23 protein-coding genes are annotated in these 24194 nt (G+C 32.8%); 19 read left to right on the top strand and 4 right to left on the bottom strand.

Annotated elements, in window-relative coordinates; all coding sequences use genetic code 11:
• Positions 1 to 34 precede the first annotated feature (34 nt).
• Together B3M86_RS08020 and hutH are read right to left on the bottom strand one after the other, a co-directional pair.
• On the bottom strand, positions 35 to 325 hold the full coding sequence (locus B3M86_RS08020) for a DUF2809 domain-containing protein (RefSeq protein ID WP_291047663.1): 291 nt from the start codon (positions 323 to 325) through the stop codon (positions 35 to 37).
• A 266-nt stretch (positions 326 to 591) separates the two neighbouring features.
• Positions 592 to 2139 (bottom strand): histidine ammonia-lyase, encoded by a 1548-nt coding sequence (gene hutH / locus B3M86_RS08015; protein ID WP_414647022.1) that lies wholly within the window; start codon positions 2137 to 2139, stop codon positions 592 to 594.
• Between the two features lie 99 nt (positions 2140 to 2238).
• Between hutH and folE the strand changes: the two genes are divergently transcribed.
• The 6 genes from folE to B3M86_RS07985 all read left to right on the top strand — a co-directional run bounded on the left by folE (position 2239) and on the right by B3M86_RS07985 (position 9038).
• Positions 2239 to 2916: a GTP cyclohydrolase I FolE gene (folE, locus tag B3M86_RS08010; RefSeq protein WP_219033828.1), complete on the top strand. Its 678-nt coding sequence runs from the start codon at positions 2239 to 2241 to the stop codon at positions 2914 to 2916.
• Between the two features lie 17 nt (positions 2917 to 2933).
• On the top strand, positions 2934 to 4406 hold the full coding sequence (gene cysS / locus B3M86_RS08005; RefSeq protein ID WP_291047639.1) for a cysteine--tRNA ligase: 1473 nt from the start codon (positions 2934 to 2936) through the stop codon (positions 4404 to 4406).
• 95 nt (positions 4407 to 4501) lie between these two features.
• Entirely contained in the window at positions 4502 to 6430 is a 1929-nt protein-coding gene (locus tag B3M86_RS08000) for a putative porin (protein WP_291076753.1), read from the top strand.
• 109 nt (positions 6431 to 6539) lie between these two features.
• The gene (locus B3M86_RS07995; RefSeq protein ID WP_114997888.1) at positions 6540 to 7574 is read left to right on the top strand and encodes an alpha/beta hydrolase; all 1035 of its coding nucleotides are present in this window, start codon (positions 6540 to 6542) and stop codon (positions 7572 to 7574) included.
• 21 nt (positions 7575 to 7595) lie between these two features.
• Positions 7596 to 8657 carry a DUF2891 domain-containing protein gene (locus B3M86_RS07990; protein ID WP_291072928.1) on the top strand — a complete coding sequence of 354 codons (1062 nt, stop codon included), beginning with the start codon at positions 7596 to 7598 and terminating at the stop codon, positions 8655 to 8657.
• Between the two features lie 84 nt (positions 8658 to 8741).
• Positions 8742 to 9038, top strand: coding sequence for a hypothetical protein (locus B3M86_RS07985; RefSeq protein WP_114997882.1), 297 nt, complete (start codon positions 8742 to 8744; stop codon positions 9036 to 9038).
• Positions 9039 to 9115: 77 nt separating this feature from the next.
• Here the strand turns inward: B3M86_RS07985 and dusB are convergent, their stop codons facing one another.
• Positions 9116 to 10111 carry a tRNA dihydrouridine synthase DusB gene (gene dusB / locus B3M86_RS07980; RefSeq protein WP_291076742.1) on the bottom strand — a complete coding sequence of 332 codons (996 nt, stop codon included), beginning with the start codon at positions 10109 to 10111 and terminating at the stop codon, positions 9116 to 9118.
• Between the two features lie 32 nt (positions 10112 to 10143).
• On the opposite strand from dusB, the gene B3M86_RS07975 reads away from it, so the two are divergent.
• The 8 genes from B3M86_RS07975 (at position 10144) to atpG (ending at position 15906) form a co-directional block, all read left to right on the top strand.
• Positions 10144 to 10359 (top strand): AtpZ/AtpI family protein, encoded by a 216-nt coding sequence (locus B3M86_RS07975; protein WP_286496233.1) that lies wholly within the window; start codon positions 10144 to 10146, stop codon positions 10357 to 10359.
• Positions 10360 to 10364: 5 nt separating this feature from the next.
• Positions 10365 to 10745 (top strand): hypothetical protein, encoded by a 381-nt coding sequence (locus B3M86_RS07970; protein WP_286496234.1) that lies wholly within the window; start codon positions 10365 to 10367, stop codon positions 10743 to 10745.
• A gap of 78 nt (positions 10746 to 10823) precedes the next feature.
• Positions 10824 to 11957, top strand: a complete 1134-nt coding sequence (atpB, locus tag B3M86_RS07965) for a F0F1 ATP synthase subunit A (RefSeq protein WP_286496235.1) — start codon at positions 10824 to 10826, stop codon at positions 11955 to 11957.
• Positions 11958 to 12011: 54 nt separating this feature from the next.
• On the top strand, positions 12012 to 12221 hold the full coding sequence (gene atpE / locus B3M86_RS07960) for an ATP synthase F0 subunit C (RefSeq protein WP_013598300.1): 210 nt from the start codon (positions 12012 to 12014) through the stop codon (positions 12219 to 12221).
• 97 nt (positions 12222 to 12318) lie between these two features.
• Entirely contained in the window at positions 12319 to 12813 is a 495-nt protein-coding gene (locus B3M86_RS07955; RefSeq protein WP_038335122.1) for a F0F1 ATP synthase subunit B, read from the top strand.
• 2 nt (positions 12814 to 12815) lie between these two features.
• A complete protein-coding gene (gene atpH, locus B3M86_RS07950; protein ID WP_291076741.1) occupies positions 12816 to 13376 on the top strand; it encodes an ATP synthase F1 subunit delta in 561 nt (186 codons plus the stop codon).
• An 11-nt stretch (positions 13377 to 13387) separates the two neighbouring features.
• Complete coding sequence (gene atpA / locus B3M86_RS07945) at positions 13388 to 14962, top strand: F0F1 ATP synthase subunit alpha (protein ID WP_291061163.1); 1575 nt, start codon at positions 13388 to 13390, stop codon at positions 14960 to 14962.
• 71 nt (positions 14963 to 15033) lie between these two features.
• Positions 15034 to 15906, top strand: a complete 873-nt coding sequence (gene atpG / locus B3M86_RS07940) for an ATP synthase F1 subunit gamma (protein WP_291069038.1) — start codon at positions 15034 to 15036, stop codon at positions 15904 to 15906.
• A gap of 452 nt (positions 15907 to 16358) precedes the next feature.
• Here the strand turns inward: atpG and glyA are convergent, their stop codons facing one another.
• A complete protein-coding gene (glyA, locus tag B3M86_RS07935) occupies positions 16359 to 17633 on the bottom strand; it encodes a serine hydroxymethyltransferase (RefSeq protein ID WP_135834919.1) in 1275 nt (424 codons plus the stop codon).
• A 452-nt stretch (positions 17634 to 18085) separates the two neighbouring features.
• Here glyA and B3M86_RS07930 point away from each other — a divergent pair, with 452 nt between their 5' ends.
• From B3M86_RS07930 to B3M86_RS07910, 5 genes are all read left to right on the top strand, one after another.
• A complete protein-coding gene (locus B3M86_RS07930; RefSeq protein WP_291076739.1) occupies positions 18086 to 19141 on the top strand; it encodes an anhydro-N-acetylmuramic acid kinase in 1056 nt (351 codons plus the stop codon).
• A 70-nt stretch (positions 19142 to 19211) separates the two neighbouring features.
• Entirely contained in the window at positions 19212 to 19925 is a 714-nt protein-coding gene (locus B3M86_RS07925; RefSeq protein ID WP_286496239.1) for an alpha/beta fold hydrolase, read from the top strand.
• Positions 19926 to 19927: 2 nt separating this feature from the next.
• Positions 19928 to 21142, top strand: a complete 1215-nt coding sequence (locus B3M86_RS07920) for a sterol desaturase family protein (protein ID WP_221854232.1) — start codon at positions 19928 to 19930, stop codon at positions 21140 to 21142.
• 83 nt (positions 21143 to 21225) lie between these two features.
• Positions 21226 to 22386, top strand: a complete 1161-nt coding sequence (nhaA, locus tag B3M86_RS07915; RefSeq protein ID WP_221854231.1) for a Na+/H+ antiporter NhaA — start codon at positions 21226 to 21228, stop codon at positions 22384 to 22386.
• A 100-nt stretch (positions 22387 to 22486) separates the two neighbouring features.
• Positions 22487 to 23707, top strand: a complete 1221-nt coding sequence (locus B3M86_RS07910) for a bifunctional folylpolyglutamate synthase/dihydrofolate synthase (protein WP_291047661.1) — start codon at positions 22487 to 22489, stop codon at positions 23705 to 23707.
• Positions 23708 to 24194: the final 487 nt, after the last annotated feature.

Below are 24194 nucleotides of genomic sequence, written 5' to 3'. Positions count from 1 at the left end.
TTCAAATCTAAAGGAGCTTGTTGAGAAATCTCGTTCAAATTACATTTTTTTTCTTCAAATCTTTATCAATAAAAAATAATAGAACAAATCCGATGAAATAACATAGTAAATCAATCCAAGAAAAAAATGTTCCGATAATTATTCGAGCTGCTTTATTATGTCCTAAACCAATTATTTCTACAAAATTGAAATATTGTAAAATTTCTACAACAAAAGAAAAAGTCAATGTAAAAATTGCAATGTTAATTGCTTTTGTGTTGATAAATGCTTTGATAAAATAGTAAATAAAAATCACGACTAAAATATCACCAACAAATGGACGAATGATTTTTTATCGAATTTTAGCATATTACATTTTAATTTGATGCGAAGTTGAAATGAATTCAACTTGACTAATCGTTAAGTCATCCTGAACTTGTTTCAGGAACACATTATATTTTTTTAAATTCCTCCATTTATTTGGAATGATATTTACTTGATTGTCGTTGTTGTAATTGTCATTCTGAGCCTGTCGAAGAGTCTTCTATATATAGTAGTTTTCTATATTATTAATAGTTTATCCTTCGACAAATTCTGGATGAAAAGGATAATTTAAAAACTTAATATTAATTTTTTGAAATCATCTGTTTGCAACAAATCAATAATATTGTTGATGTCATCTCCAATCAAACGATCGTCTTCTAATTTAGGACATACCGAACGCACTTTTGCGAAAACTTCTTCTAAGAATGCACTTGTTTTACGTGGTCTTCTAAATTCTAAACCTTGACAAGCGTACATTAATTCGATTGCTAAAATACGTTCTACATTGTCTAAAACTTGGTTGAATTTTCGTCCAGAAATACTTCCCATCGAAACATGATCTTCTTGTCCCAAAGAAGTCGGAATACTATCTGCCGATGCAGGGAAACACAATGTTTTGTTTTCTGTACAAAGCGCAGCAGATGTATATTGAGGAATCATGAAACCAGAATTTAAACCAGAACTTTCTGTTAATAATTTTGGTAAACCATATTTTCCTTCGATTAATAAATATTGACGACGATCTGAAATGTTTCCTAATTCTGAAGCGGCAATTGTTGCGTAATCTAACACCATTGCTAATGGTTGTCCGTGGAAGTTTCCACCAGAAATAGCTTCTTCATCCGAAACAACGATTGGATTATCGGTAACAGAATTTAATTCGATTTCTGCTAATTCTTGTAAATGGAAAAAAGCATTTCGTGATGCGCCATGAACTTGAGGCATACAACGTAATGAATATGGATCTTGTACACGACCACAATCTGCGTGAGAGAAAGCAATTTCAGAGCCTTTCAATAAATTTCGCATGCGTTCTGCAACCAATAATGTTCCTTTGAATGGACGAACTTGGTGCAATTCTTCTTCGAATGGACGAGGAGAACCTTCGTAAGCTTCTAATGATAAAGCGCCTGCAACGTCAGCTAAATTCAATAAATATTCAAATTTTTCTAAACCATTTAAAGCATGAGATAAAATGAATTGTGTTCCGTTGATTAATCCTAAACCTTCTTTCGCAGAAAGATGTAAAGGTTGTAAGTTGTGTTTAGCTAATGCTTCTTTTGTCGAAATAATTGTATCGCCATCCCAAACTTTTCCTTCACCAATTAATGGTAAAAATAAATGTGATAAAGGCGCTAAATCTCCAGATGCTCCAACAGATCCTTTTTCTGGAACAACAGGAATAATATCTTTTTCGACCATTAATAAAATTCGTTCCACAACTTCTAAAGTCACACCAGAATATCCTTTTGATAAAGCATGTGCTTTTGCAATTAACATGGTTTTAGAAATTTCTTTCTTGATTGGATTTCCAACACCAACCGCATGACTGATTAATAAATTGTGTTGAAGTTGACGTGTTTCTTCTTCCGAAATTTTAGTATCGCAAAGTGGACCAAAACCAGTATTTATTCCATACACTGTTTGCCCAGAAGCGACTATTTTAGCAACATTTTGTTGAGATTTTAAGATTTGTTGTTTACTTGCTTCATTAAGTTCAATTTCGATGTTTCCTTCTTTGATTCCTTTGTAGTCCTCGAACGAAAGAAAATCGATGCCGTAAGTTTTCTTGATCATTTTTTCGAATTTGTGATACTTCAAAGATAATCTTTTCATCGGTTCAATAAATAATAGAAATCATTTCAGTTGGAATAATTGAGTTTTGATAAGGTTTTATAACACTATCTTTTATAAATTTGCTAAAATTTTTATGTAATGTGTGATAAACATCTTCATGACGAAATGGGGGACGACCATATGTCAGCAAACTTAGAAACGCCTTTGAGAGCTGATGCATTTGAGTTGTCTGCTGAAGAAAAAGTGGAAAAGATAGAAGCGGATTTCCGTAACATCATGGAAACTTTAGGCTTAGATTTAACAGATGATAGTTTGAAAGGAACGCCAAAACGTGTTGCGAAAATGTTCGTAAAAGAGATTTTTGGTGGTTTATTGCCAGAGCGTAAGCCTGGAATGTCAACTTTCGAAAATAAATATAACTACAATCAAATGTTGGTTGAAAAGGATATCGTGGTTTATTCGACTTGCGAGCATCACTTTTTACCAATCGTTGGACGTGCACATGTTGGTTACATCTCGAAAGGGAAAGTAATCGGTTTGTCTAAAATGAATCGTATTGTAGAATATTATGCAAAACGTCCGCAGGTACAAGAGCGTTTGACAATGCAAATTGTGAAAGCAATGCAAGAAGCTTTGGGAACTGATGATGTTGCATGTATTATTGATGCGAAACATTTGTGTGTAAATTCGCGCGGAATTAAAGATATCGAATCAAGTACTGTAACAGCTGAATTTGGTGGAGCTTTTAAAGAAAGTGAGCAATTAAGAAAAGAGTTTATTTCGTACATCGGAATGAAAACTCCTTTCAATGTTTAAATTATAAATCCTATAAAATGGTAAAAGAAAATCAATTAAAATTACATAATTCCTTAACGGGACAGAAAGAAACGTTCGAACCAATTAATCAAGATAATGTTGGAATGTATGTTTGTGGACCTACCGTTTACAGTAATGTGCATCTTGGAAATGTACGTACGTTTATGTCGTTTGATATGATTTATCGTTACCTAAAATTTTTGGGTTACAAAGTTCGTTACGTTCGTAATATTACTGATGCTGGACATTTAACGGATGATGGAAATGTAGAAAATGATCGTTTTGTAAAACAATCTAAATTAGAGAAATTAGAACCAATGGAAATCGTACAGAAGTATACAGTTGATTTTCATAAAGTTTTAGAAAAATTTAATTTACTACCTCCAACAATCGAGCCTACAGCGACAGGTCATATTTTAGAACAAATTGCTTTAGCAGAAAAATTAATTGATTTAGGATTTGCTTATGAAGTAAACGGATCAGTTTATTTTGATGTGGAAGCTTACAACAAAAAAGGACTTGATTATGGTGAATTGAGTAACCGTAACATCGAAGAATTAATCAATAATACAAGAGATTTAGACGGGCAAGGAGAGAAAAAGAATCCAGTGGATTTTGCACTTTGGAAAAACGCTTCGCCTGCTCACATTATGCGTTGGGCTTCTCCTTGGGGAGATGGTTTCCCTGGTTGGCACTTAGAATGTACAGTGATGAGCACAAAATATCTTGGAGATTATTTTGATATTCACGGAGGAGGAATGGATCTTAAATTCCCTCACCACGAATGTGAAATTGCGCAAGCAAAAGGTTCTAATGGTCACGAACCAGTAAAATATTGGATGCATGCGAATATGTTGACGATGAATGGTCAGCGTATGAGTAAATCGACTGGAAATTACATTTTACCTATGCAATTAGTGAATGGTGAAAATGATTTCTTCGAAAAACCATTTCATCCAGCTGTTGTACGTTTTTGTTTCTTACAAGCGCATTATCGCAGTGTTTTAGATATTTCGAATGATGCAATGTTAGCTTCCGAAAAGGGATATAATCGTTTGGTTGAAGCATTAAAAACATTAGAAACAATTACGCCAAAGAAAACATCTACCGTTAATATTGATGAATTAGAAACGAAATTATATACCGCAATGGATGATGATTTCAATACGCCGATATTGATCGCACATTTATTTGATGCAGTGAAAATGATTAATTCAATCAAAGATAGTTTCGAGAATATTATAGCAGAAGATTTAGAACGTTTAAAAGCAATTATGAATGGTTTTGTTCATGATGTTTTAGGTTTGGATACAGAAGCTGCAAACGAAAGTTCAGATAAATTAGATGGTGTTGTAAAAATGCTAATCGAAATGCGTAATCAGGCACGTGTAGATAAAAATTGGGCATTATCAGATCAAATTCGTGATGAATTAAGTGCATTAGGTATCCAACTAAAAGACGGCGCTGACGGAACAACTTTCACTTTTTAAGAAAGATTTATAAAATATTTAACCCACTTAGAAATAAGTGGGTTTTTTTGTATCTCTCAATTTTAGATTACTTTTGTAAGGATTTATTCAACAGGATGAAAAAAACAATCATTGGTTTATTTTTATTAGGAACTGTTGTAGCGCAAGCTCAGGAGGATTCAATAAAAGTTTTAAAACCATTAAAAGGATCATCAACAAATGATTCGGTTACATATTATAAAACCAAAATAGACGATTATAAGTTTTGGACAAATGGCAGAAAACCAGAGGTTTTGGATACGACATTAAGTATCAAAAACTATTATAATCAAAATTTTATTCGCAATGATGCGTTCGGAAAATTATTTTTTCCGAATGTTGGTGGTGTAGTGGTGGATTTGGAGTATCAAAATACGCCATTCAATCCGTCGATGTTACCAACTGGTAAAAAATACAATTATTATTATGCAAATGATATCAAATATTATGATGTCAAAACGCCATATACCGAGTTTATTTACGAGAATGGTGTTAAAGAAGGTAACTTTTTGTCTTCAACATTTTCGCATAATTTCAACAAGCAATTCAATTATACGTTTCATTATCGTGGATTAATTTCTGAAGGTCGTTATCGTCATGAAAAAGCGCAGAATAATACCTTTGTTTTTTCATCAAATTATAAAACAAAATCGGAACGTTTCAAATTGTGGTGGAACTATGCAGCACAAAATCTGAAAAATAATGAGAACGGTGGAATAGAAGATATCAACGATTTTATTTTGCAAGATGATCGCAGAATGACAAATGTTCGTAATATTCCCGTGAATTCGCAGACAGCAAAATCTGAATTTGATGCACGTCGAATTGAATTGAATGCTTCGTACGGAATCTTAAAAAAAATGAATGAAAAAGATTCGACTTTTTATAATCCAATTGAATTGAAGAATAAATTTTCGTATGAAAAACAAAAATATCGCTACGAGGATACGTCACCAAACGGAACTTTATATTCTACACCGATTATTACAGGAATGGATTATAGAAGTAAAAAGAGTTTTACAGATTTATCCAATACGACAACTGCTGGTTTTCAGTGGACAGATCGTGTGAAGATAGAGGCTGGTGTTAAATTCCAGAATTTGCGCGTTTTTGCTGATCAAGCCATGACGATTGTTGCAGTTCCAAAGCAAATAGAGGAAAATCTTTTTGGAGTTGTTGGAAAAGTGGATTTTGATTGGAATGAAAAATTGAAACTTTACGGAAATGTTGAATATCTGCAATCTGATAATTACAAAAGTGTTTACAATGTAGATGCGGTTTTAGATGTGACGCCGATAGAAGGTTATACATTGAGTGCTGGAGCGGTTATTCAGTCAAAACTTCCTTCGTTGAATGCAGTTTACAATCAAAGTTTCTTTAATAATTTTAATTACGTTAATAAATTTGAAACAGAAAATGTTCAAAATATTTTTGCAAAGTTAAAGTTAGATAAAGTTAACACAACCTTAGAAGCCTCAATTTATAATATTGACAATAAAGTATATTTAAACGAATTGTTGGTTTATAAACAATTGACAGATAATATTAATTATTTCAAGATAAAAGGTGAAAATCATTTACGTTTCGGAAAGATTAATTTAGTTTCGACAGCACAATATCAAAAAGTAACGAAAAACGAAGAATATATGCCTTTACCAGATTTCTTGATTCGTGAAACATTGTATTGGCAAGGAGAATTATTCAATAAGAATGCTCAATTACAAGCTGGTATTAATGCAACATATTTTACGAAATACAATGGTTTGCGTTACATCCCAATTCTGAACGAATTTGCATTGCAAGATCCAGCAAGTATACAAGAGATTGGTGGTTATCCTATTTTGGATGTTTTTATCAATTTCAAGGTTCGTAATATGCGTTTTTACATTCGTGGTGAGCATATCAATGCGTCGTTTACAAAACAACCTGATTATTTTGCAGCACCAAATGTTCCGTACCGAGATTTCAAATTTCAACTTGGCTTGAAATGGAATATTTTTAGTTAAAAAAATACAAATTATACAGAAAAACGACTTCATGATGAGGTCGTTTTTTCTGTCCAAAATCATTTGTGTAGAATAATTCTAAATAACTATTTTTAGAAAAATTTTATACATGAAAAAAATCCTACTTTTATTTTGTTTGATTTTCTCGCAAATCGGTTTTTCGCAAGAGAAATTAACAATTGGTGAAATCCAAAAAATAAATTCTAAAATCTTAAATACTGAACGAGAAATTTGGGTGAATCTTCCCGAGTCGTATACCAATAATAAACTTCAAAAAGTAAATTATCCAGTGATTTATGTGTTAGATGCCGAATCTAATTTTACATTTTTAACAGGCGTAGTTTCTAAATTTCAATCTGGTTTTTATCCGGAAATGCCCGAATCGATTATTGTTGGAATTACAAATAAAAATGGTGATCGAACAAAAGATTTTACACATGTGAATGATGTTAATTTCCTCAATTTTATTCAAACTGAATTGTTTCCTTTTATGCAGAAAAATTATCGTGTGAATGATTTTCGTTTGTTAATTGGACATTCTTTGGGTGGCTATTTTGCGTTGAAAACCTTGTACAATCACCCCAAAACTTTCAATGGATATGTTGCGCACGATCCAAGTATTTGGTTTAATGACAAAGAATTATTGAATCTTTATCAAAACTTAGAAAATCATTCTTTCGAGAATCGATTTTTGATGATTACGCAAGTCGGAGAAGGTCAAAATACAAATCATTTACGCGATCATTATCAAAGCATAAAAAAGGTGGACGAACGTTTGAAATTTTCGAAGAATAAATCGTTGAATTATCATTACAAACAATATGTTGACGAAGAACATGGTTCGGTTCCGATGATTGGCTCGATTGATTATTTACGTTGGCAGTTTGATGGTTATCGTGTGAATATTAAAGAGATTCCGAATCAACCAAATTTGGTAAAAGATTCGTTTGAATCGATTTCTAGAAAGTTGAATTATTCTTTTCAACCAACAGAAACGTATATCAACAATGTTGCAAATTATCTGGTAAAACAAAAGAAAACGGATTTAGCAAAACAGTTTTTTGAACAAAATCTGAAAAATTTTCCTGAAAGTTTACAAACAAAAGAAGAATTGAAAAAATTCCTGGACTCGAATAAAAATTAGTAATTTGGTAAAAACATTTTGATGAAAAAATTACTCTATTTAACAACTTTACTAACGACAACTGCATTTGCGCAAGAATTACAATTAGATCAAGCCAAAAAAATATTTGAATTACCAACGCATTGTATCAAGACTGAGTATCCGAATAAACTAGGAAATGTTTTGGGAAGTGATCAGGATTTGAAAACGCCAAAGCAATTGCGTCCAATTTTTTATGGTTGTTTTGATTGGCATTCTTCTGTTCATGGATTTTGGTCGATTGTGAAATTGATGAAAGATTTTCCTGAATTGGATCAAAATAATCAGGTTAGAAATGAGTTAAATCAATTGATTACAGCAGAAAATGTTGCGGTCGAAATGACCTTTTTCAATGATAAAAATAACAAGAATTTCGAGCGTACTTATGGTTGGGCTTGGTTGTTACAATTGCAAATGGAATTGAATAATTGGCAAGATAAAGATGCGCAAGTTTGGGCAAAAAATCTGAAACCTTTGAGTGATTTGATTATTGTTCGATACAAAGAATATTTGCCGAAATTAGTTTATCCAATTCGTACAGGAACGCATGATAATACGGCGTTTGGTTTGAGTTTAGCGATAGATTATGCACGTTCTGTGAATGATAAAACATTCGAAAAAGTGATTACTGATAATGGAAATCGTCTTTATTTAAAAGATAAAAGTTGCAATATTGCTTTCGAACCAAGTGGATCAGATTTTCTTTCGGCTTGTTTGGAAGAGGCTTTGTTGATGTCTAAAATTCATCCTCATGATGAATATAAAAAATGGTTGAGATCATTTTTACCACAATTGTTTGATAAAAAACATGAGCTAAAACCTGGAATTGTTTCGGATCGTACGGATGGGCAATTGGTTCATTTGGATGGTTTGAATTTTAGTCGTGCAACGGCTTTGTATCAAATTTCTGCAAAATTACCAGAGTTAAATTATATGAATGATTGGGCAAATCATCATTTCAATTACTCGTTCAATAATATTTCGAACGATGATTATATGGGGAGTCATTGGTTGGGAACTTTTGCACTTTATGCACTGAAAACCAAACACGAAACTAAAAATTAGCTAATAATAGGGATTTTATAACGATAGAATTGAATCTAAATTTGTTTCAAACAAAACTAATACGAAACATTAAATTTTAATTCTATGAAAAAATATTTTTATATCGTCATTGCAGTTTTAGGTCTTGCAGCATTCGGATTTAGTCAATATTCGAAAAGTCAATTAGAAGATCAATTAGCTAAAACAGGGAAATGTGTAGAAGGTGTTGTTGTGGAAACTAGCGGAACATTTAAACGTCCGAAAGCAACTATACAATATCCTGTGAATGATGAAGTTTACGAAGTTACTTTACGATCTAGAGCAGACGTGGACGAAGTTGTATTGATGAAATATGATATGCTGAATCCAGAAGAAGTGTTGCTTGTAGATAATTGTAATTAATTATAGTCTCAAGTTTAAATGAAAAATCCACCAAGTAATTGGTGGATTTTTTTATAGAGATGAATTATTTCTAACGATTATATTTCTTCTAATTTCGGAATAAATTCTTCTTCAATTTCTTTGAAAGTAGCTTCCAAATCAACCAAATTATCTTGTGTAACTAATTTTGTGCGATAAGGTTTGAAATTTGGAATTCCTTTGAAATAATTGGTATAATGCATACGTGTTTCTAAAATTCCTGTACGTTCACCTTTCCAATCAATCGCCCAATTTAAGTGGTTTTTAGCCGCTTCCATTCGTTCTACAATTGTTGGTTCTGGTAACAATTCACCTGTTTCTCGATAATGTTTAATTTGCTCGAAAATCCAAGGGTAACCAATCGCCGCACGACCAATCATTACACCGTCTACACCGTATTTTTCTTTGTATTCTATTGCTTTTTGAGGCGAATCTATATCTCCGTTTCCAAAAATTGGAATCTCAATATTCGGATTCGATTTTACCTTTGCAATCGGTTCCCAATTTGCTTGTCCTTTATACATCTGCGTACGCGTACGTCCGTGAATTGACAAGGCTTTGATACCTGTTTCTTGCAAACGTTCTGCAACTTCATAAATGTTAATCGAATCAGAATCCCAACCCAAACGCGTTTTAACAGTAACTGGTAAATGTGTACTTTCAACAACAGATTTTGTTAAACGTACCATCAAATCTATATCTTTTAATACACCAGCTCCAGCGCCTTTACAAACCACTTTTTTTACAGGACATCCAAAGTTAATATCAACAATATCAGGCTGAACAGTCTCGACAATTTTAGCTGACATCGCCATGGCTTCTTCATCTCCACCAAAAATCTGAATACCAATAGGACGTTCGTAATCAAAAATATCTAATTTTTGACGACTTTTTATTGCATCACGAATCAATCCTTCAGATGAAATAAACTCTGTATACATCAAGTCTGCACCATGCATTTTGCATAGGCGACGAAATGGCGGATCACTCACATCTTCCATTGGTGCAAGCAATAAAGGGAAGTCTGGTAATTCTATGTTTCCTATCTTTACCACGAAATAATTTTTTGCAAAATTACATAAAACTTATGAAAGAAGAACGAAAGTCCGAAGGTGTAAATCAATATTTAAAATTTTCTGCGATGGGAATACAGATGGCGGTAACGATTGCGTTATTTGCTTGGTTAGGAACATTTTTGGATAAAAAAATGGAAACAGAGAAGCCATTATGGACGGCTGGCTTATCTTTGCTGGGAGTTTTTGCAGGATTATATTTGATGTTGAAGCAATTACCAAAAAAATAATTTTAATGATTAAGAAATTTATTCTTTTAGCACTTTTTTTTATTGCAATGGTTGCAATTTTTTGTGGTATTCATTACGCAATTGTTGCGCATTATAATTTTAGCGAAAATCCGCTAATTGTTCCAAAAATGTATTTAATAATTGGATTAATTACATTAATGATTTTGCAAGTTGGTTGTTTTGTGAAGATAAAATTTCCAGAATATGTTGGTTTTGCCTTTATGGGAGGGATGATTGCGAAGATGGCAATTGTATTAGCATTGATTGTTGTGAATGAACAAATTAAATTAAATGTTGTGCAATTAATTATAAGTTATTTTGTAATTTTGCTAGCCGAAGTTTTAGTGTTTATTCGCTTAATTAATTTAAAGTTAAAAAAAGTTTAATGATTTTTAGCATTTGACTTTGGTAAGTGGTTAATTTACTATAATTTTGCACGCAATTTAGAAACAAAGGAATTATACATGAAATTTTCAGCGTTATTAGCGTTTTTATTACTTTTCAATTTCGGATTTGCCTCTACAGCAGTTCCGCACGAAAGTCTTCCAAAAACGTTTGAGGAGTTAATTAAAAGTGAGCAAGTAAAAAGTCAAGAGGAAGCTACTAAAGTGAAATCTGGCGAATCTACATTTAACCCAGTTCCAGGTATCATGCACCACATTGCAGATGCGCACGATTGGCATTTATGGGGAGAAGGAGAAAAAAGTGTAGGAGTTGCATTACCTGTTATTTTATGGGATAATGGTTTACAAGTTTTTATGTCTTCTAAATTTCACCACAATGAAGCGATTGTTGAAAGTAACGGAAATTACTACATCAATTACCACGAAAAAATCTACAAAACAGATGCGCAGGGTACAATCAAACCTCACGTAGACGAAAAAGGAGCTATTCATTTAGAGAATGAAAAACCATTAGATTTTTCTATTACGAAAAACGTAACATCAATGTTAATCTCTTTCGTGATTTTAATCTTAGTTTTCTCTGCAGTTGCATCTAACTACAAAAAAGGAAATATGGTACCAAAAGGTATCGCAGGATTCATCGAGCCAATTATTATTTTTGTTCGTGATGAAGTAGCGATTCCAAATATTGGTGAGAAAAAATACGCGAAATTTATGCCTTATTTATTAACGTTATTTTTCTTCATTTGGATCAACAATTTATTAGGATTGTTACCAGGTGCAGCTAACGTTACAGGTAATATCGCAGTTACATTTGTATTAGCATTAATTGCATTAATCGTAATTAATTTCTCAGGAAACAAAGGTTACTGGGGACATATGTTATGGATGCCAGGAGTGCCGGTTCCAGTAAAATTAATCTTAGCTCCAATTGAGTTAATCGGGATTATTACAAAACCTTTCGCCTTAATGATTCGTTTATTTGCGAACATTACTGCAGGTCACATCATCATTATGTCGTTAATTTCGTTAATCTTTATTTTCCAAACAGAAGCTATGGCAGGTGGATCTATCCCATTAGCGTTATTTATCTACTGTTTAGAGTTGTTAGTAGCGGCATTACAAGCGTTCGTATTCACAATGTTAGTTTCGTTATTTATCGGAACAGCAGTAGCAGAACACGATCACCATTAAGAATAGAATATAAAAAACAATAAAATAATTTTTTAATAATTAAATACAATTATCATGACAGGAAGTATTGCAGCAATCGGAGCTGGTTTAGCAGTTTTAGGAGTTGGTTTAGGTATCGGTAAAATCGGTGGATCAGCTATGGAAGGAATCGCTAGACAACCAGAAGCGGCTTCAAAAATTCAAACAGCTATGATTATCGCAGCAGCCTTAATCGAGGGTGCAGGTTTATTCGGTATCGTAGTTGCGTTATTAGGTAACGGATAATATTTGAATTAAAAATTAGCTTCAATAACGGTTGGTTGTTGAAGCTAATTCATTAAAAAATTAATTAGTAAAAAATAAAATTTAATACATACACACAATGGATTTAATTACACCTTCAGTTGGTCTTATTTTTTGGACTGCGGTCGTATTTATCATCTTATTAGTATTGTTAAGATCATTAGCTTGGAAACCAATTCTATCTGCAGTTAAAGAAAGAGAACAATCTATCGAGGATGCATTAAACGCAGCTAAAAAAGCGAAAGAAGAGATGGCTTTATTAAACGCTCAAAACGAGAAAATCATGAAAGAAGCTCGTGCTGAACGTGATGCTATCTTGAAAGAAGCGCGTGAAATGAAAGAAAATATCATCAACGAGGCGAAAAATTCTGCAACTGTAGAAGCAAACAAATTAATTGAAAATGCTAAGTCAGCTATCCAAAATGAAAAAGCATCAGCTATGGCTGATATCAAAAATCAAGTTGGACAGTTGTCAATTGAAATTGCTGAAAAAATCTTAACTAAAGAATTGTCAGATAAATCTGCACAAGAAGCTTTAGTGAATGATGTTATTGATCAAGTTAAATTCAATTAATCATGGCAGGATTCAGAGCAGCACATAGATATGCTAAAGGTTTGATGGAGTTTGCGAATGGAGCAAGCCAAACAGACGTAGTGTATGCTGAAATGAATGATGTTCGCAAAGTCATTAAAGAGAATGATGATTTAAGAGTTTTCTTAAATTCTCCGGTGATTGATGCAAAGAAAAAAGAAGCTGTATTGAGTGAGATTTTCAAATCTTTATCAAAAACTTCTCAAACATTCATTTCGTTAGTCGTAAGACATGGTAGAGAAAATATTTTGTCTAAAATTGCAGATCAGTTTATTTCATTATACGATTTAGCAAATAATATTGTAACAGCAGAAATTACTTCGGCAGTGCAATTAGATCAAAATACAATTGATAATATTGTAGCAAAAGCGAAACAAACTTTAGCTGCAAATAGTCAAGTAAAAGTAGAGAACAAAATTGATGCATCTTTAATTGGAGGTTTCGTTTTAAAAATTGGAAACAATCAAGTTGATTCGTCAATCAAAACTAAGTTAGCTACATTAAAAAAAGATTTTTTAAAAAACGAATACATTCCTAAATTTTAAATATTTCAGAAATGCCAGAAATAAATCCAGCTGAAGTTTCAGCTATATTAAAACAACAACTTACAAGCTTTGATTCATCAGTTGAATTAGCAGAAGTAGGAACCGTTCTAACTGTTGGGGATGGTATTGCTCGTGTTTACGGGTTAGATAATGCTCAATACGGAGAATTAGTAGAATTCTCAAACGGGTTAGAAGGAATGGTACAAAACCTTGAAGAAGACAACGTAGGTATTGTACTTTTCGGACCTTCAAAAGGTATTAAAGAAGGTGACACTGTAAAACGTACAAACAAAATTGCATCTATTAACGTAGGTGAAGGAATGTTAGGACGTGTTGTAGATATGTTAGGAAATCCTATCGATGGTAAAGGACCAATCGAAGGACAATTATATGAAATGCCTATCGAGCGTAAAGCTCCTGGGGTTATCTATCGTCAACCAGTAAACGAACCATTACAAACAGGTATCGTTTCTATTGACTCGATGATTCCAATTGGACGTGGACAACGTGAGTTAATCATTGGTGACCGTCAAACAGGTAAAACTTCTGTTGCTTTAGATGCAATCTTAAATCAAAAAGAGTTTTACGATAGAGGAGAAACAGTTTTCTGTATCTATGTTGCAGTAGGACAAAAAGGTTCTACAGTAGCAGGTATCATGAAAACATTACAAGACCACGGTGCAGATAAATATACAGTAGTAGTTGCTGCTAATGCATCTGATCCAGCTCCAATGCAAGTATATGCTCCAATGGCAGGTGCTGCAATCGGAGAGTACTTCCGTGACTCTGGTCGTCCAGCGTTAATTGTTTATGATGATTTATCTAAACAAGCCGTTGCATACCGTGAGGTGTCTTTATTATTACGTCGCCCACCAGGACGTGAAGCATATCCTGGAGACGTTTTCTACTTACACTCTCGTTTATTAGAGCGTGCTGCAAAAGTAATCAAAGATGATGCAATCGCATCTCAAATGAATGATTTACCAGAATCTATGAAAGGTATCGTAAAAGGTGGTGGTTCTTTAACTGCTTTACCAATTATCGAAACTCAAGCTGGTGATGTTTCTGCATATATCCCAACAAATGTAATTTCGATTACAGATGGACAAATCTTCTTAGAGTCTGATTTATTCAACTCAGGTGTTCGTCCAGCGATCAACGTAGGTATCTCTGTATCTCGTGTTGGTGGTTCTGCACAAACAAAACCAATGAAAAAAGTATCTGGTACATTAAAATTAGACCAAGCACAATATCGTGAGTTAGAAGCTTTCGCAAAATTTGGTTCTGATTTAGATGCAGCTACAATGAACGTAATTGGTAAAGGTGAACGTAACGTTGAGTTATTAAAACAAGGTGTTAACGCTCCAATTCCAGTTGAAGAACAAGTAGCAGTTATTTATGCGGGTACTAATGGTATGTTGAAAAACGTTCCAGTTAACCAAGTGAAAGAGTGGCAAGGTGACTTTGTTGAGTTAATGCGCAACAAATATGCAGACACTTTAACATCTATCCGTTTAGGTAAATGGACTGATGAAATTATGGATGTATTGAAGAAAGTTATCACAGAAACTACTTCTAAATACTAATAAAATATAAATGAAACTTAGAGGTTTCTGAATCTCTAAGTTCCTTTTAATCCTTCATCTCAAATAGAATTATGCCAAATTTAAAAGATATACGTAACCGTATTACTTCTGTAGGTTCTACAATGCAGATTACAAGTGCTATGAAATTAGTTTCTGCTGCAAAACTAAAACGTGCTACAGATTCTATCGTACAGTTACGTCCTTATGCAGATAAATTACGTGAACTTTTACAAAATGTAAGTTCTACTTTAGAAGCTGAAGTAGGAGGTGCATTAACAGAAGAGCGCGAAGTTAATAAAGTACTTTTAGTCGTTATTAACTCGAATAGAGGTTTATGTGGAGGATACAACTCAAGCATCATCAAAAAAGTAAATGCGTTATTAGCTGGCGAATTAGCAAGTAAACACGTAGAGATTTTAGCAATTGGTAAAAAAGCTAATGATACTTTTAGTAAAACACAAACTATCTATAAAAATGCATCAAGCATTTGGGATAATTTAAATTTTGCAGATGTGGCTGAAATTGCAGACGATTTAGTAGAGAAATTTACTGTAGGTGACTTTGATCAAATCAGAATTATCTACAATCAATTTCAAAATGCAGCTGTTCAAATTGTACAAGACGAACAATTTTTACCAGTCGTTTTAGAGAAAACTGAAGAAGAAGCAAACAATTCAGCAGAGTTAGATTATATCTTCAACCCTTCGAAAGAAGAAATTTTAAGAGACTTAATCCCTCAAACGTTGAAAACGCAATTATTCAAAGCCGTATTAGATGCTAACGCTTCTGAGCACGGTGCGCGTATGACTGCAATGCATAAAGCAACAGACAACGCAAGCGAGTTACAAAAAGGATTGAAAATTCAATACAACAAAGCTCGTCAAGCTGCTATTACAAACGAGATCTTAGAAATCGTTGGTGGTGCAGAAGCATTGAATGCGTAAAAACAAAGACTTATCTTATTTTAAATAGAAAAGCAACTTCATCTCGAAGTTGCTTTTTTTATGATGTTTATTTTAGATTATAAACAAGTCATAAAACTTTTAATAAATTCCAACAATTATATTTATCATTCAAAATAAAATAATTAAAACTATTATTGTTTAATAGTCATTCAATAAATATTGATTACAGATATTTCAGCTTCTCTATCGCTTCACTCAGTATAACAATTTAGATAATTACTTATCTAATTAGAATTCCTATTAGTTTAATCTTGTTGTAAATTAAAAAGGAATAAATTATTTCCTCAAGACATTTCAATAAAAACGTCAAGTGATTTTATCTAAAAGCTAAGGAGGTTTTCATCAAAACGTCCCGACGTTTTACATCAAACAAAAAGTCCTAAGCAATGCTCAGGACTTTTCTATTGTTATAATCGAAACTATGTTTCTATTTATTTCATTTGAAATAATGGGCGAGAAGACATAAACTCGTTTACACGATCTGCAACTCCATCAATGATTTCTTCGTTATCAATGTTCATTAATACCTCGTCAATCAAGTCAGCAACAGTTTGCATATCTGCTTCAACCAACCCACGAGTTGTTACAGCTGCCGTACCCAAACGAATCCCCGATGTAACGAAAGGAGATTTATCATCGAAAGGAACCATGTTTTTATTACAAGTGATTTCTGCTAAAACTAAAGCGTTTTCTGCTTGTTTACCAGAAATACCTTTGTTACGTAAATCGATTAACATACAGTGATTATCTGTACCTCCAGAAACAATGTCGTATCCTTTTGCAACTAATGCCGCAGCCAATGCTTTTGCATTCTTCACAACTTGTACAATATAGTCCATATAACCGTCAGATAAAGCCTCTTCAAAAGCAACCGCTTTAGATGCAATTACATGCTCCAAAGGTCCACCTTGTGTACCAGGGAACACTGCTCCGTTCAAGATTTGAGACATCATTTTCACTTCACCTTTAGGAGTTTTTGCTCCCCAAGGGTTCTCAAAATCTTTCCCCATCATAATAACTCCACCACGAGGACCACGTAAAGTCTTATGAGTTGTCGTCGTTACGATATGACAATGAGGCATAGGATCATTTAAGATTCCGCGGGCAATTAACCCAGCAGGATGTGAGATATCAGCCAATAACAAAGCGCCAACTTCATCAGCTACCTCACGAAATTTAGCATAATCTATATCTCTTGAGTAAGCCGAAGCACCACAAATTATCATTTGAGGCTTCTCTTTACGAGCAGTTTCTGCCATAGCTTCGTAGTCAATTCTCCCTGTCTCTTTATCTACTCCATAGAAAGAAGTTTGGTAAGTTAACCCAGAAAAATTAACAGGAGAACCGTGAGTTAAGTGACCTCCGTGCGATAAATCGAATCCTAAGATCTTGTCTCCGGGTTTCAAACACGCTAAGTAAACAGCCGCATTCGCCTGAGAACCTGAGTGAGGTTGCACGTTTGCATATTCTGCATTAAACAACGCTTTCAAACGATCAATTGCAATAGTTTCTACTTCGTCTACAACTTCGCAACCACCGTAGTAGCGCTTTCCAGGATAACCTTCTGCATATTTATTTGTTAAAACAGAACCCATCGCGCGCATTACGTTGTCCGAAACAAAGTTTTCTGACGCGATTAATTCAATTCCATTCAGTTGTCTTTCTTTTTCTTCTTCAATTAAATCGAAGATTACATCTTGTGCCATGTTTTGTTTGTATTAATTGTGTTTCAAATATAAGCTTTTATCATCAGAATTTCTAACTGATATATTCGCAATAACCTAAGAATTAGCAAAACAATTTGTTTTCTGATTTGGGCGTTCCCTTCGGGCGGGCTATCCGTTGCAATCTTTGCTTTGCAACTCCGCTATCGCTTCGTTCCACGCAAAGGATTTCCACTACTATCCCTAACGCATCTTGAGTTATGAGTAATAAGTACTAAGTTTTGAGTTTATGATATAGGTTAAATTTTCTAAATTTCTGTATTCTTTAACCATAATCATCTTGTCTTGCTGAACTTGTTTCAGTATCGCATCCAAATAAGAATAGAAAATTTACTATTTTCATCAAGGAAAAAATGAAAGATAGTTTCTTAGTTTTTTAAAATTTCTAATTTCTAAACCAATAAACTATCAATTTCTCTCATTAAATTTACAGCATGAAAAACCCTACTTTTTGCATTGGTTTGATGTCTGGAACTTCGTTAGATGGTTTGGATATTTGCTATGTCCGATTTGATGATAACCAACTTTTCGAAATTTTACATGCTGAAACTATAGATTATTCATCCGATTGGCGAACAAAACTAACAGAAGCTTTTCAATATTCGGCTATGGATTTATGTCAATTGGATGTAGAGTTTGGTTATTTTCTTGGAGAACAAGTAAAAGAATTTATTCATAAAAATAAGATTAGAAAAGTAGATTTTGTTGCATCTCACGGGCAAACTATTTTTCATCAACCGCAGAAATCATTCACTTTGCAAATAGGAAACGGTGCAGCAATAGCGTCGCGTTGTCAACAAAAAGTGGTGTGTGATTTCAGAACACAAGACGTTATTTTAGGAGGACAAGGAGCCCCTTTGGTTCCGATTGGAGACGAATTATTATTTTCTAACTATGATGCATGTTTAAACCTTGGAGGTTTTTCGAATATTTCGATGAATAGAAATGGAAAACGAATTGCGTTTGATATTTGTCCGATTAATATTGTTTTGAATCATTATGCCAAACAACTCGGGTTTGAATATGATAAAAATGGAGAATTAGCAGAACAAGGATATATTAATACTACATTAGTTGGAGAATTGAACCTTCTGAATTTTTATCATCAACCTTTCCCAAAATCATTAGGTTTTGAATGGGTAACGAATGAGTTTTTAACAATTGTTGATAAGTACGATATTCCTACCGAAGATAAACTGAGAAGTTGTGTGGAGCATTTCGTAATTCAAATTAAAAATACCTTTGCTTTATACGATATCAACAATGTGTTGATAACTGGAGGAGGAGTTCGAAATTCATTTTTTATCAATCGTTTACGAGAATTATCAACTGTTGAAATCATCATTCCAACTGATAATTTAATTGATTTTAAAGAAGCTTTAATTTTTGCATTCCTTGGATATCGACGTGTTCATAACGAAATAAATTGTTTGGCATCTGTAACAGGAGCGAGCAAAGACCATTCGTCTGGAATTATATATAATCTATAAAATCTATATAATTAATAGAGTTTAAAAATATTTTATTTACATTTGTTCGATAACCAAGAATAAATGCGATATGAAATATTCGAAAAATAAAGATGTTATTTTACTTCATGGCTTATTTGGAAGCCTTAGTAATTGGGGGAATGTTATCAAGAATCTTGAAATAAATTATAATGTTTATACGCCAACATTTCCTTTATTTTCTACACATTTCAAAAGAAATTCACTTCAAAATTTAGTTCAATTTCTAGAAAATTATATTCAATCTAATAAAATTGAAAATCCAATATTAATCGGAAATTCTTTGGGCGGGCATGTTGCGTTGTTATATGCGTTGGCGCATCCAAATTTGGTTGATAAATTGATTTTAGCAGGAAGTTCTGGTTTATATGAAAACAATTTACAAGCTTCTTTTGTACGTGTGCGAGATTATGAGTATATCAAAAATAAGGTAGAAGAAGTTTTTGAAACAAAAAATGTTGTTACAAAAGAATTGGTAGATGATGTTTTTTCGACCGCTAATACGCCTACAAAAGCTTTGTCTATAATTTCGATTTCGCGAGATGCAAAGCGACAAAATTTGAAACATCTTTTACATAAAATAGATCAGCCAGTTTTGTTAGTTTGGGGAAAACAAGATATTGTGACACCGCCAGATGTTGCTGAAGAGTTTTTTGCACATTTACCTAATGCAAAATTAGCTTATATCGATCATTGTGGTCATGTGCCGATGATGGAGCAGCCGATACTTTTTAATCAACATATTAATCAATTTTTAAGTGCTTAAAAATGAATCATCCCGAGTATTTAGCTTTTGCTTTACCAGCTTTTTTTCTTTTTTTATGGCTTGAATATGTAGTTGTTAAAAAGAAGAAATTAAAGAATATCTATAAATATGAAAGTTCAGTTTCTAATATTTCAATAGGAATTGCAGAACGATTATTGAATCTTTTTATTACGGCAAGTTTTTACAATTTGTATGTTTGGATTTACGAAAGTTATCGTCTATTAGATATTTCAAATGCTTGGTGGATTTGGGTTGTGATGCTTCTAGCGACAGATTTTGTCTGGTATTGGTATCATCGTTTGGGACATGAAGTCAATATTTTTTGGGGAGCCCATATTGTGCATCATCAATCCGAAGAATTTAATTTCACGGTTGCGGCACGTATAACGACTTTACAAGCAATTGTTCGCAATGTATTCTGGTGTATTTTGCCTTTTATTGGTTTTCATCCAAATTTAGTAATGACGATTTTGGTGGTTCATGGCGTGTATTCTTTTTTTACACATACGCAGATTTTGGAGAAACAAAAATGGCTCGAATATATTTTTATAACGCCTTCTCTTCATGGTGTTCATCATGCTTCTGACGAAAAATATTTGGACAAAAATTATGGAGATGTATTTGTTTTTTGGGACAAATTATTTGGTACTTTTCAGAAAGAAGAAGAAAAACCCAAATATGGATTAACTCATCCTATCAATAGTTACAGTTTTTTGTGGCAACATTTTCATTATTATTTAGAGTTGTACGAGGCTGCTCGAAGAAAATCATCTATTAAAGAAAAATTGACAATATATTTTGGTAGTCCAGCGGTTATGGATCAGGAAATAAGACCAATTATTGAAAAGAAATGGATGTCTAAGAATAAAGTGAATAGTTATCATTTCAAATACAAAGGTTATATTAATTTACAATTGATTTTATCGTTTTTTGCGATGAGTATTCTAACATATTACTTTGATCAATTTGATAATTTAACCAAAGGTTTCTTCGTTGTATTTGTCTTGATTACATTAATAAATATTGGTGCACAATTAGAACAAAAAAGATGGGTACCGTATTTAGAACATATTAGATTTTTAGTGTTTTGTAGTTTTTTTATCATTCAATCTCATAATTATTTCTTGCTGATTTTACCTTTCATATTTGTTTTTATCATCGAAAAGATGTTTAATTTTAGCAATTGGTATCAAAAAAGTATTTTAAAGATTATATAAATGATAATTTAGGTCTTATTGTTTCGTTTAGATTAGGCGGTTAAAAACGAGTTCATTATTTTTACCAAATTAAAAAAAATAAAATGATTGTTTCTAAACTTTTTAACCAATTTTTTCATAGCCAAACTTCGGGCGGTATTGTCCTTATTTTTTGTACAGCTTTATCTTTAATTTTAGCCAATTCTCCAATTGCAGAATCCTATGATTCTATTTGGATGACAGATATGTTTGGGCATTCTTTTGCGCATTGGATCAATGATGGTTTAATGGCGATTTTCTTTTTCTTAATTGGTTTAGAACTCAAACGCGAAATTTTTATAGGAGAATTGTCTAATACAAAAAAAGCAATTTTACCTGTTTTTGCAGCTTTGGGAGGAATGTTAGTTCCGGCATTTATATTCTTTTTAACAAACAAAGGAACGGATACCATACATGGTTTTGGAATTCCTATGGCGACTGATATTGCGTTTGCTGTGGCAATTATTACAATGCTTGGGAAACGTGTGCCAATGTCGCTTAAGGTATTTTTAACGGCTTTAGCTGTAATTGATGATTTAGGAGCAATTGTCGTGATTGCATTGTTTTATCCAAATCCAGAATTACCTTTAGATTTTACACAATTCGGAATTGCAATTGCCATTTTATTAGGTCTTTTCGCTTTAAATAAATTAAAAGTAAAATCAATGATTCCTTATATTATTGGAGGGATTGCTGTATGGTGGTTTATGTTACATTCGGGTATTCATGCTACAATTGCAGGGGTTTTGGTTGCATTTACAATTCCTTTCGATAAAATTGACTCGAAATCTTTATCAGCTAAAATGGAACACGCTTTACATTTACCAGTCGCATTTATTATTTTGCCTTTGTTTGCCTTAGCAAATACAGCAATTACGATTGATGGTGGAGGATTAGCGCATTTTAGTATTCCATTAGCTTCGGGAATTTTCTTAGGACTAGTTGTAGGAAAACCAGTCGGAATTACATTATTCACTTGGATTGCAGTAAAATTTGGTCTATGTGAATTACCTACGGCGGTCAATTTCAAACGAGTTTTTGGTGTCGGAATTTTAGGAGGAATTGGATTTACAATGTCCATTTTTGTTTCGATGTTAGCTTTCAAAGATCCAAGCTATATAAATGAAGCAAAGTTAATGATTTTAGTTGCTTCGTTAACAGCTGCTATCGTTGGATTTATTGTTTTAAAAATATTATTAACAACAAAACAAGATTATTCAGATTAAGAATAGCCAATACATAAATAATGGAATCGAATTTTTCTTCGGAGAAATTCGATTTTTTTTTGAAGATGATTCCGTAACTTCGTGTAAAATTTTTGAATAAATGAGAACGTATCAAGAAACAATCGATTGGTTGTTTACAAATTTACCAATGTTTCAACGTGTTGGAGCATCAGCAATGAAAGCAGATTTAACAAATATTACAGCTTTATGCGAATATATGGGAAATCCTCAAACTAAATTTAAAACTGTTCATATTGCAGGAACAAATGGTAAAGGAAGTACGTCTCATATGTTGGCTTCTATTTTTCAGGAAGCGGGGTACAAAACAGGTTTAACAACTTCTCCACATCTCAAAGATTTTCGCGAACGAATTCGTGTAAATGGAGCAATGGCTGATGAAGAATTTGTGATTGATTTTGTAAATAAGCACGAACAAAAAATTATAGATCAAAAAGCGTCTTTTTTCGAAATTGCAATTGCGATGGCTTTTGAATATTTTGCACAACAAAAAGTAGATATCGCGATTATAGAAACAGGTTTGGGCGGACGATTAGATTCCACGAATATTATTTTACCAGAACTTTCTGTTATTACGAATATAGGTTTGGATCATACACAATTTTTGGGTGATACGTTGGATAAAATTGCTTTTGAAAAAGCTGGTATCATAAAACCAAACACAGCGATTGTAATTGGTGAAACAACAGCAGAGACAAAATCAGTTTTTGAACAAGTAGCGAAAGATAGAAATGCAGAAATCATTTTTGCAGAAGAAAAACATTTTCAAGATTTGCCTTCAGATTTGAAAGGATCTTATCAAATTAAAAATAAACGTACTGTTTTAACCGCTATTGAGCAATTGCAAAAACAAAATTGGGCGATCTCCCCTGAAAATATTGCGAATGGCTTATTGAATGTTGTAAAGAATACAAATTTGCGTGGACGTTGGGATATTTTAGGACAACATCCATTAATTGTTGCTGATACTGCGCATAATCCACATGGTTTAGCAGAAGTTTCAAAACAAATAAATGAGCAAGCTTATAATCAATTGCATTTGGTTTTAGGATTTGTGAATGATAAAGATGTTTTATCTATTTTAAATTTTTTTCCAAAAAAAGCAACCTATTATTTCTGTCAACCAGATGTTCCTCGAAAATATGATATTGACGACTTGTATAAAATAATTCCAGAAGATATTACCGATAAACACTTTTTTGATACAGTAGAAAAGGCATTAATTGCTGCAAAATTAAATGCAACAGAAAATGACATGATTTACGTTGGGGGTAGCACTTTTGTTGTAGCTGGGGTTATTTAATTCTAGAGTATAAATAAAAGATTGATTAGCATAACAACGATAACAATAATTACTATCAACTAAAAAAGGAGAACATGAAGTTCTCCTTTTTTAGTTCTGTCACTCCTATTTTATAAAAGAGCTTCTTTATAGAAACTTAATTATGATGTCATACTAAACTTGTTTCAACATTGCATCTATTATATATTAACTATATTGAATAATCCATTCTCGCTTTGCGACAATCTCCCGAGTAGTTAACTATAAAGTATCCGTTTTTCTTTTCTTTTTGGTAAGAAAAGCAAAACGTCTAATCATTTTCTGCGTTAAAAACGGGTTTTTCTCGTCAAAAACCTCGTATCTCACTTCTCATATCTAAAAAAAACAAAAAATATTTTCCATTGTACCAGCGACTTAAGGAAAGAATGTAAAATAAAAGTAAAATTGGTTTGGAAAAACGAATAATGCAGGCGTATATTTGCAACCGCAATACGAAAGACGAGTAGTA

It is taken from the genome of Empedobacter sp. UBA6305 (assembly GCF_002440405.1).
In the GTDB taxonomy this organism is placed as follows: Bacteria; Bacteroidota; Bacteroidia; order Flavobacteriales; family Weeksellaceae; genus Empedobacter; species Empedobacter falsenii_B.
The sequence above is the reverse complement of the archived record's forward strand: the minus strand, read 5'-3'. Positions and strand labels throughout refer to the sequence as shown.

Bases quoted from the DNA above. Each gene is read 5' to 3' on its own strand.
- hutH (WP_414647022.1), bottom strand. From the start codon at position 2,139: ATGAAAAGATTATCTTTGAAGTATCACAAATTCGAAAAAATGATCAAG.
- folE (WP_219033828.1), top strand. From the start codon at position 2,239: ATGTGTGATAAACATCTTCATGACGAAATGGGGGACGACCATATGTCA.
- cysS (WP_291047639.1), top strand. From the start codon at position 2,934: ATGGTAAAAGAAAATCAATTAAAATTACATAATTCCTTAACGGGACAG.
- B3M86_RS08000 (WP_291076753.1), top strand. From the start codon at position 4,502: ATGAAAAAAACAATCATTGGTTTATTTTTATTAGGAACTGTTGTAGCG.
- B3M86_RS07995 (WP_114997888.1), top strand. From the start codon at position 6,540: ATGAAAAAAATCCTACTTTTATTTTGTTTGATTTTCTCGCAAATCGGT.
- B3M86_RS07990 (WP_291072928.1), top strand. From the start codon at position 7,596: ATGAAAAAATTACTCTATTTAACAACTTTACTAACGACAACTGCATTT.
- B3M86_RS07985 (WP_114997882.1), top strand. From the start codon at position 8,742: ATGAAAAAATATTTTTATATCGTCATTGCAGTTTTAGGTCTTGCAGCA.
- B3M86_RS07975 (WP_286496233.1), top strand. From the start codon at position 10,144: ATGAAAGAAGAACGAAAGTCCGAAGGTGTAAATCAATATTTAAAATTT.
- B3M86_RS07970 (WP_286496234.1), top strand. From the start codon at position 10,365: ATGATTAAGAAATTTATTCTTTTAGCACTTTTTTTTATTGCAATGGTT.
- atpB (WP_286496235.1), top strand. From the start codon at position 10,824: ATGAAATTTTCAGCGTTATTAGCGTTTTTATTACTTTTCAATTTCGGA.
- atpE (WP_013598300.1), top strand. From the start codon at position 12,012: ATGACAGGAAGTATTGCAGCAATCGGAGCTGGTTTAGCAGTTTTAGGA.
- B3M86_RS07955 (WP_038335122.1), top strand. From the start codon at position 12,319: ATGGATTTAATTACACCTTCAGTTGGTCTTATTTTTTGGACTGCGGTC.
- atpH (WP_291076741.1), top strand. From the start codon at position 12,816: ATGGCAGGATTCAGAGCAGCACATAGATATGCTAAAGGTTTGATGGAG.
- atpA (WP_291061163.1), top strand. From the start codon at position 13,388: ATGCCAGAAATAAATCCAGCTGAAGTTTCAGCTATATTAAAACAACAA.
- atpG (WP_291069038.1), top strand. From the start codon at position 15,034: ATGCCAAATTTAAAAGATATACGTAACCGTATTACTTCTGTAGGTTCT.
- glyA (WP_135834919.1), bottom strand. From the start codon at position 17,633: ATGGCACAAGATGTAATCTTCGATTTAATTGAAGAAGAAAAAGAAAGA.
- B3M86_RS07930 (WP_291076739.1), top strand. From the start codon at position 18,086: ATGAAAAACCCTACTTTTTGCATTGGTTTGATGTCTGGAACTTCGTTA.
- B3M86_RS07925 (WP_286496239.1), top strand. From the start codon at position 19,212: ATGAAATATTCGAAAAATAAAGATGTTATTTTACTTCATGGCTTATTT.
- B3M86_RS07920 (WP_221854232.1), top strand. From the start codon at position 19,928: ATGAATCATCCCGAGTATTTAGCTTTTGCTTTACCAGCTTTTTTTCTT.
- nhaA (WP_221854231.1), top strand. From the start codon at position 21,226: ATGATTGTTTCTAAACTTTTTAACCAATTTTTTCATAGCCAAACTTCG.
- B3M86_RS07910 (WP_291047661.1), top strand. From the start codon at position 22,487: ATGAGAACGTATCAAGAAACAATCGATTGGTTGTTTACAAATTTACCA.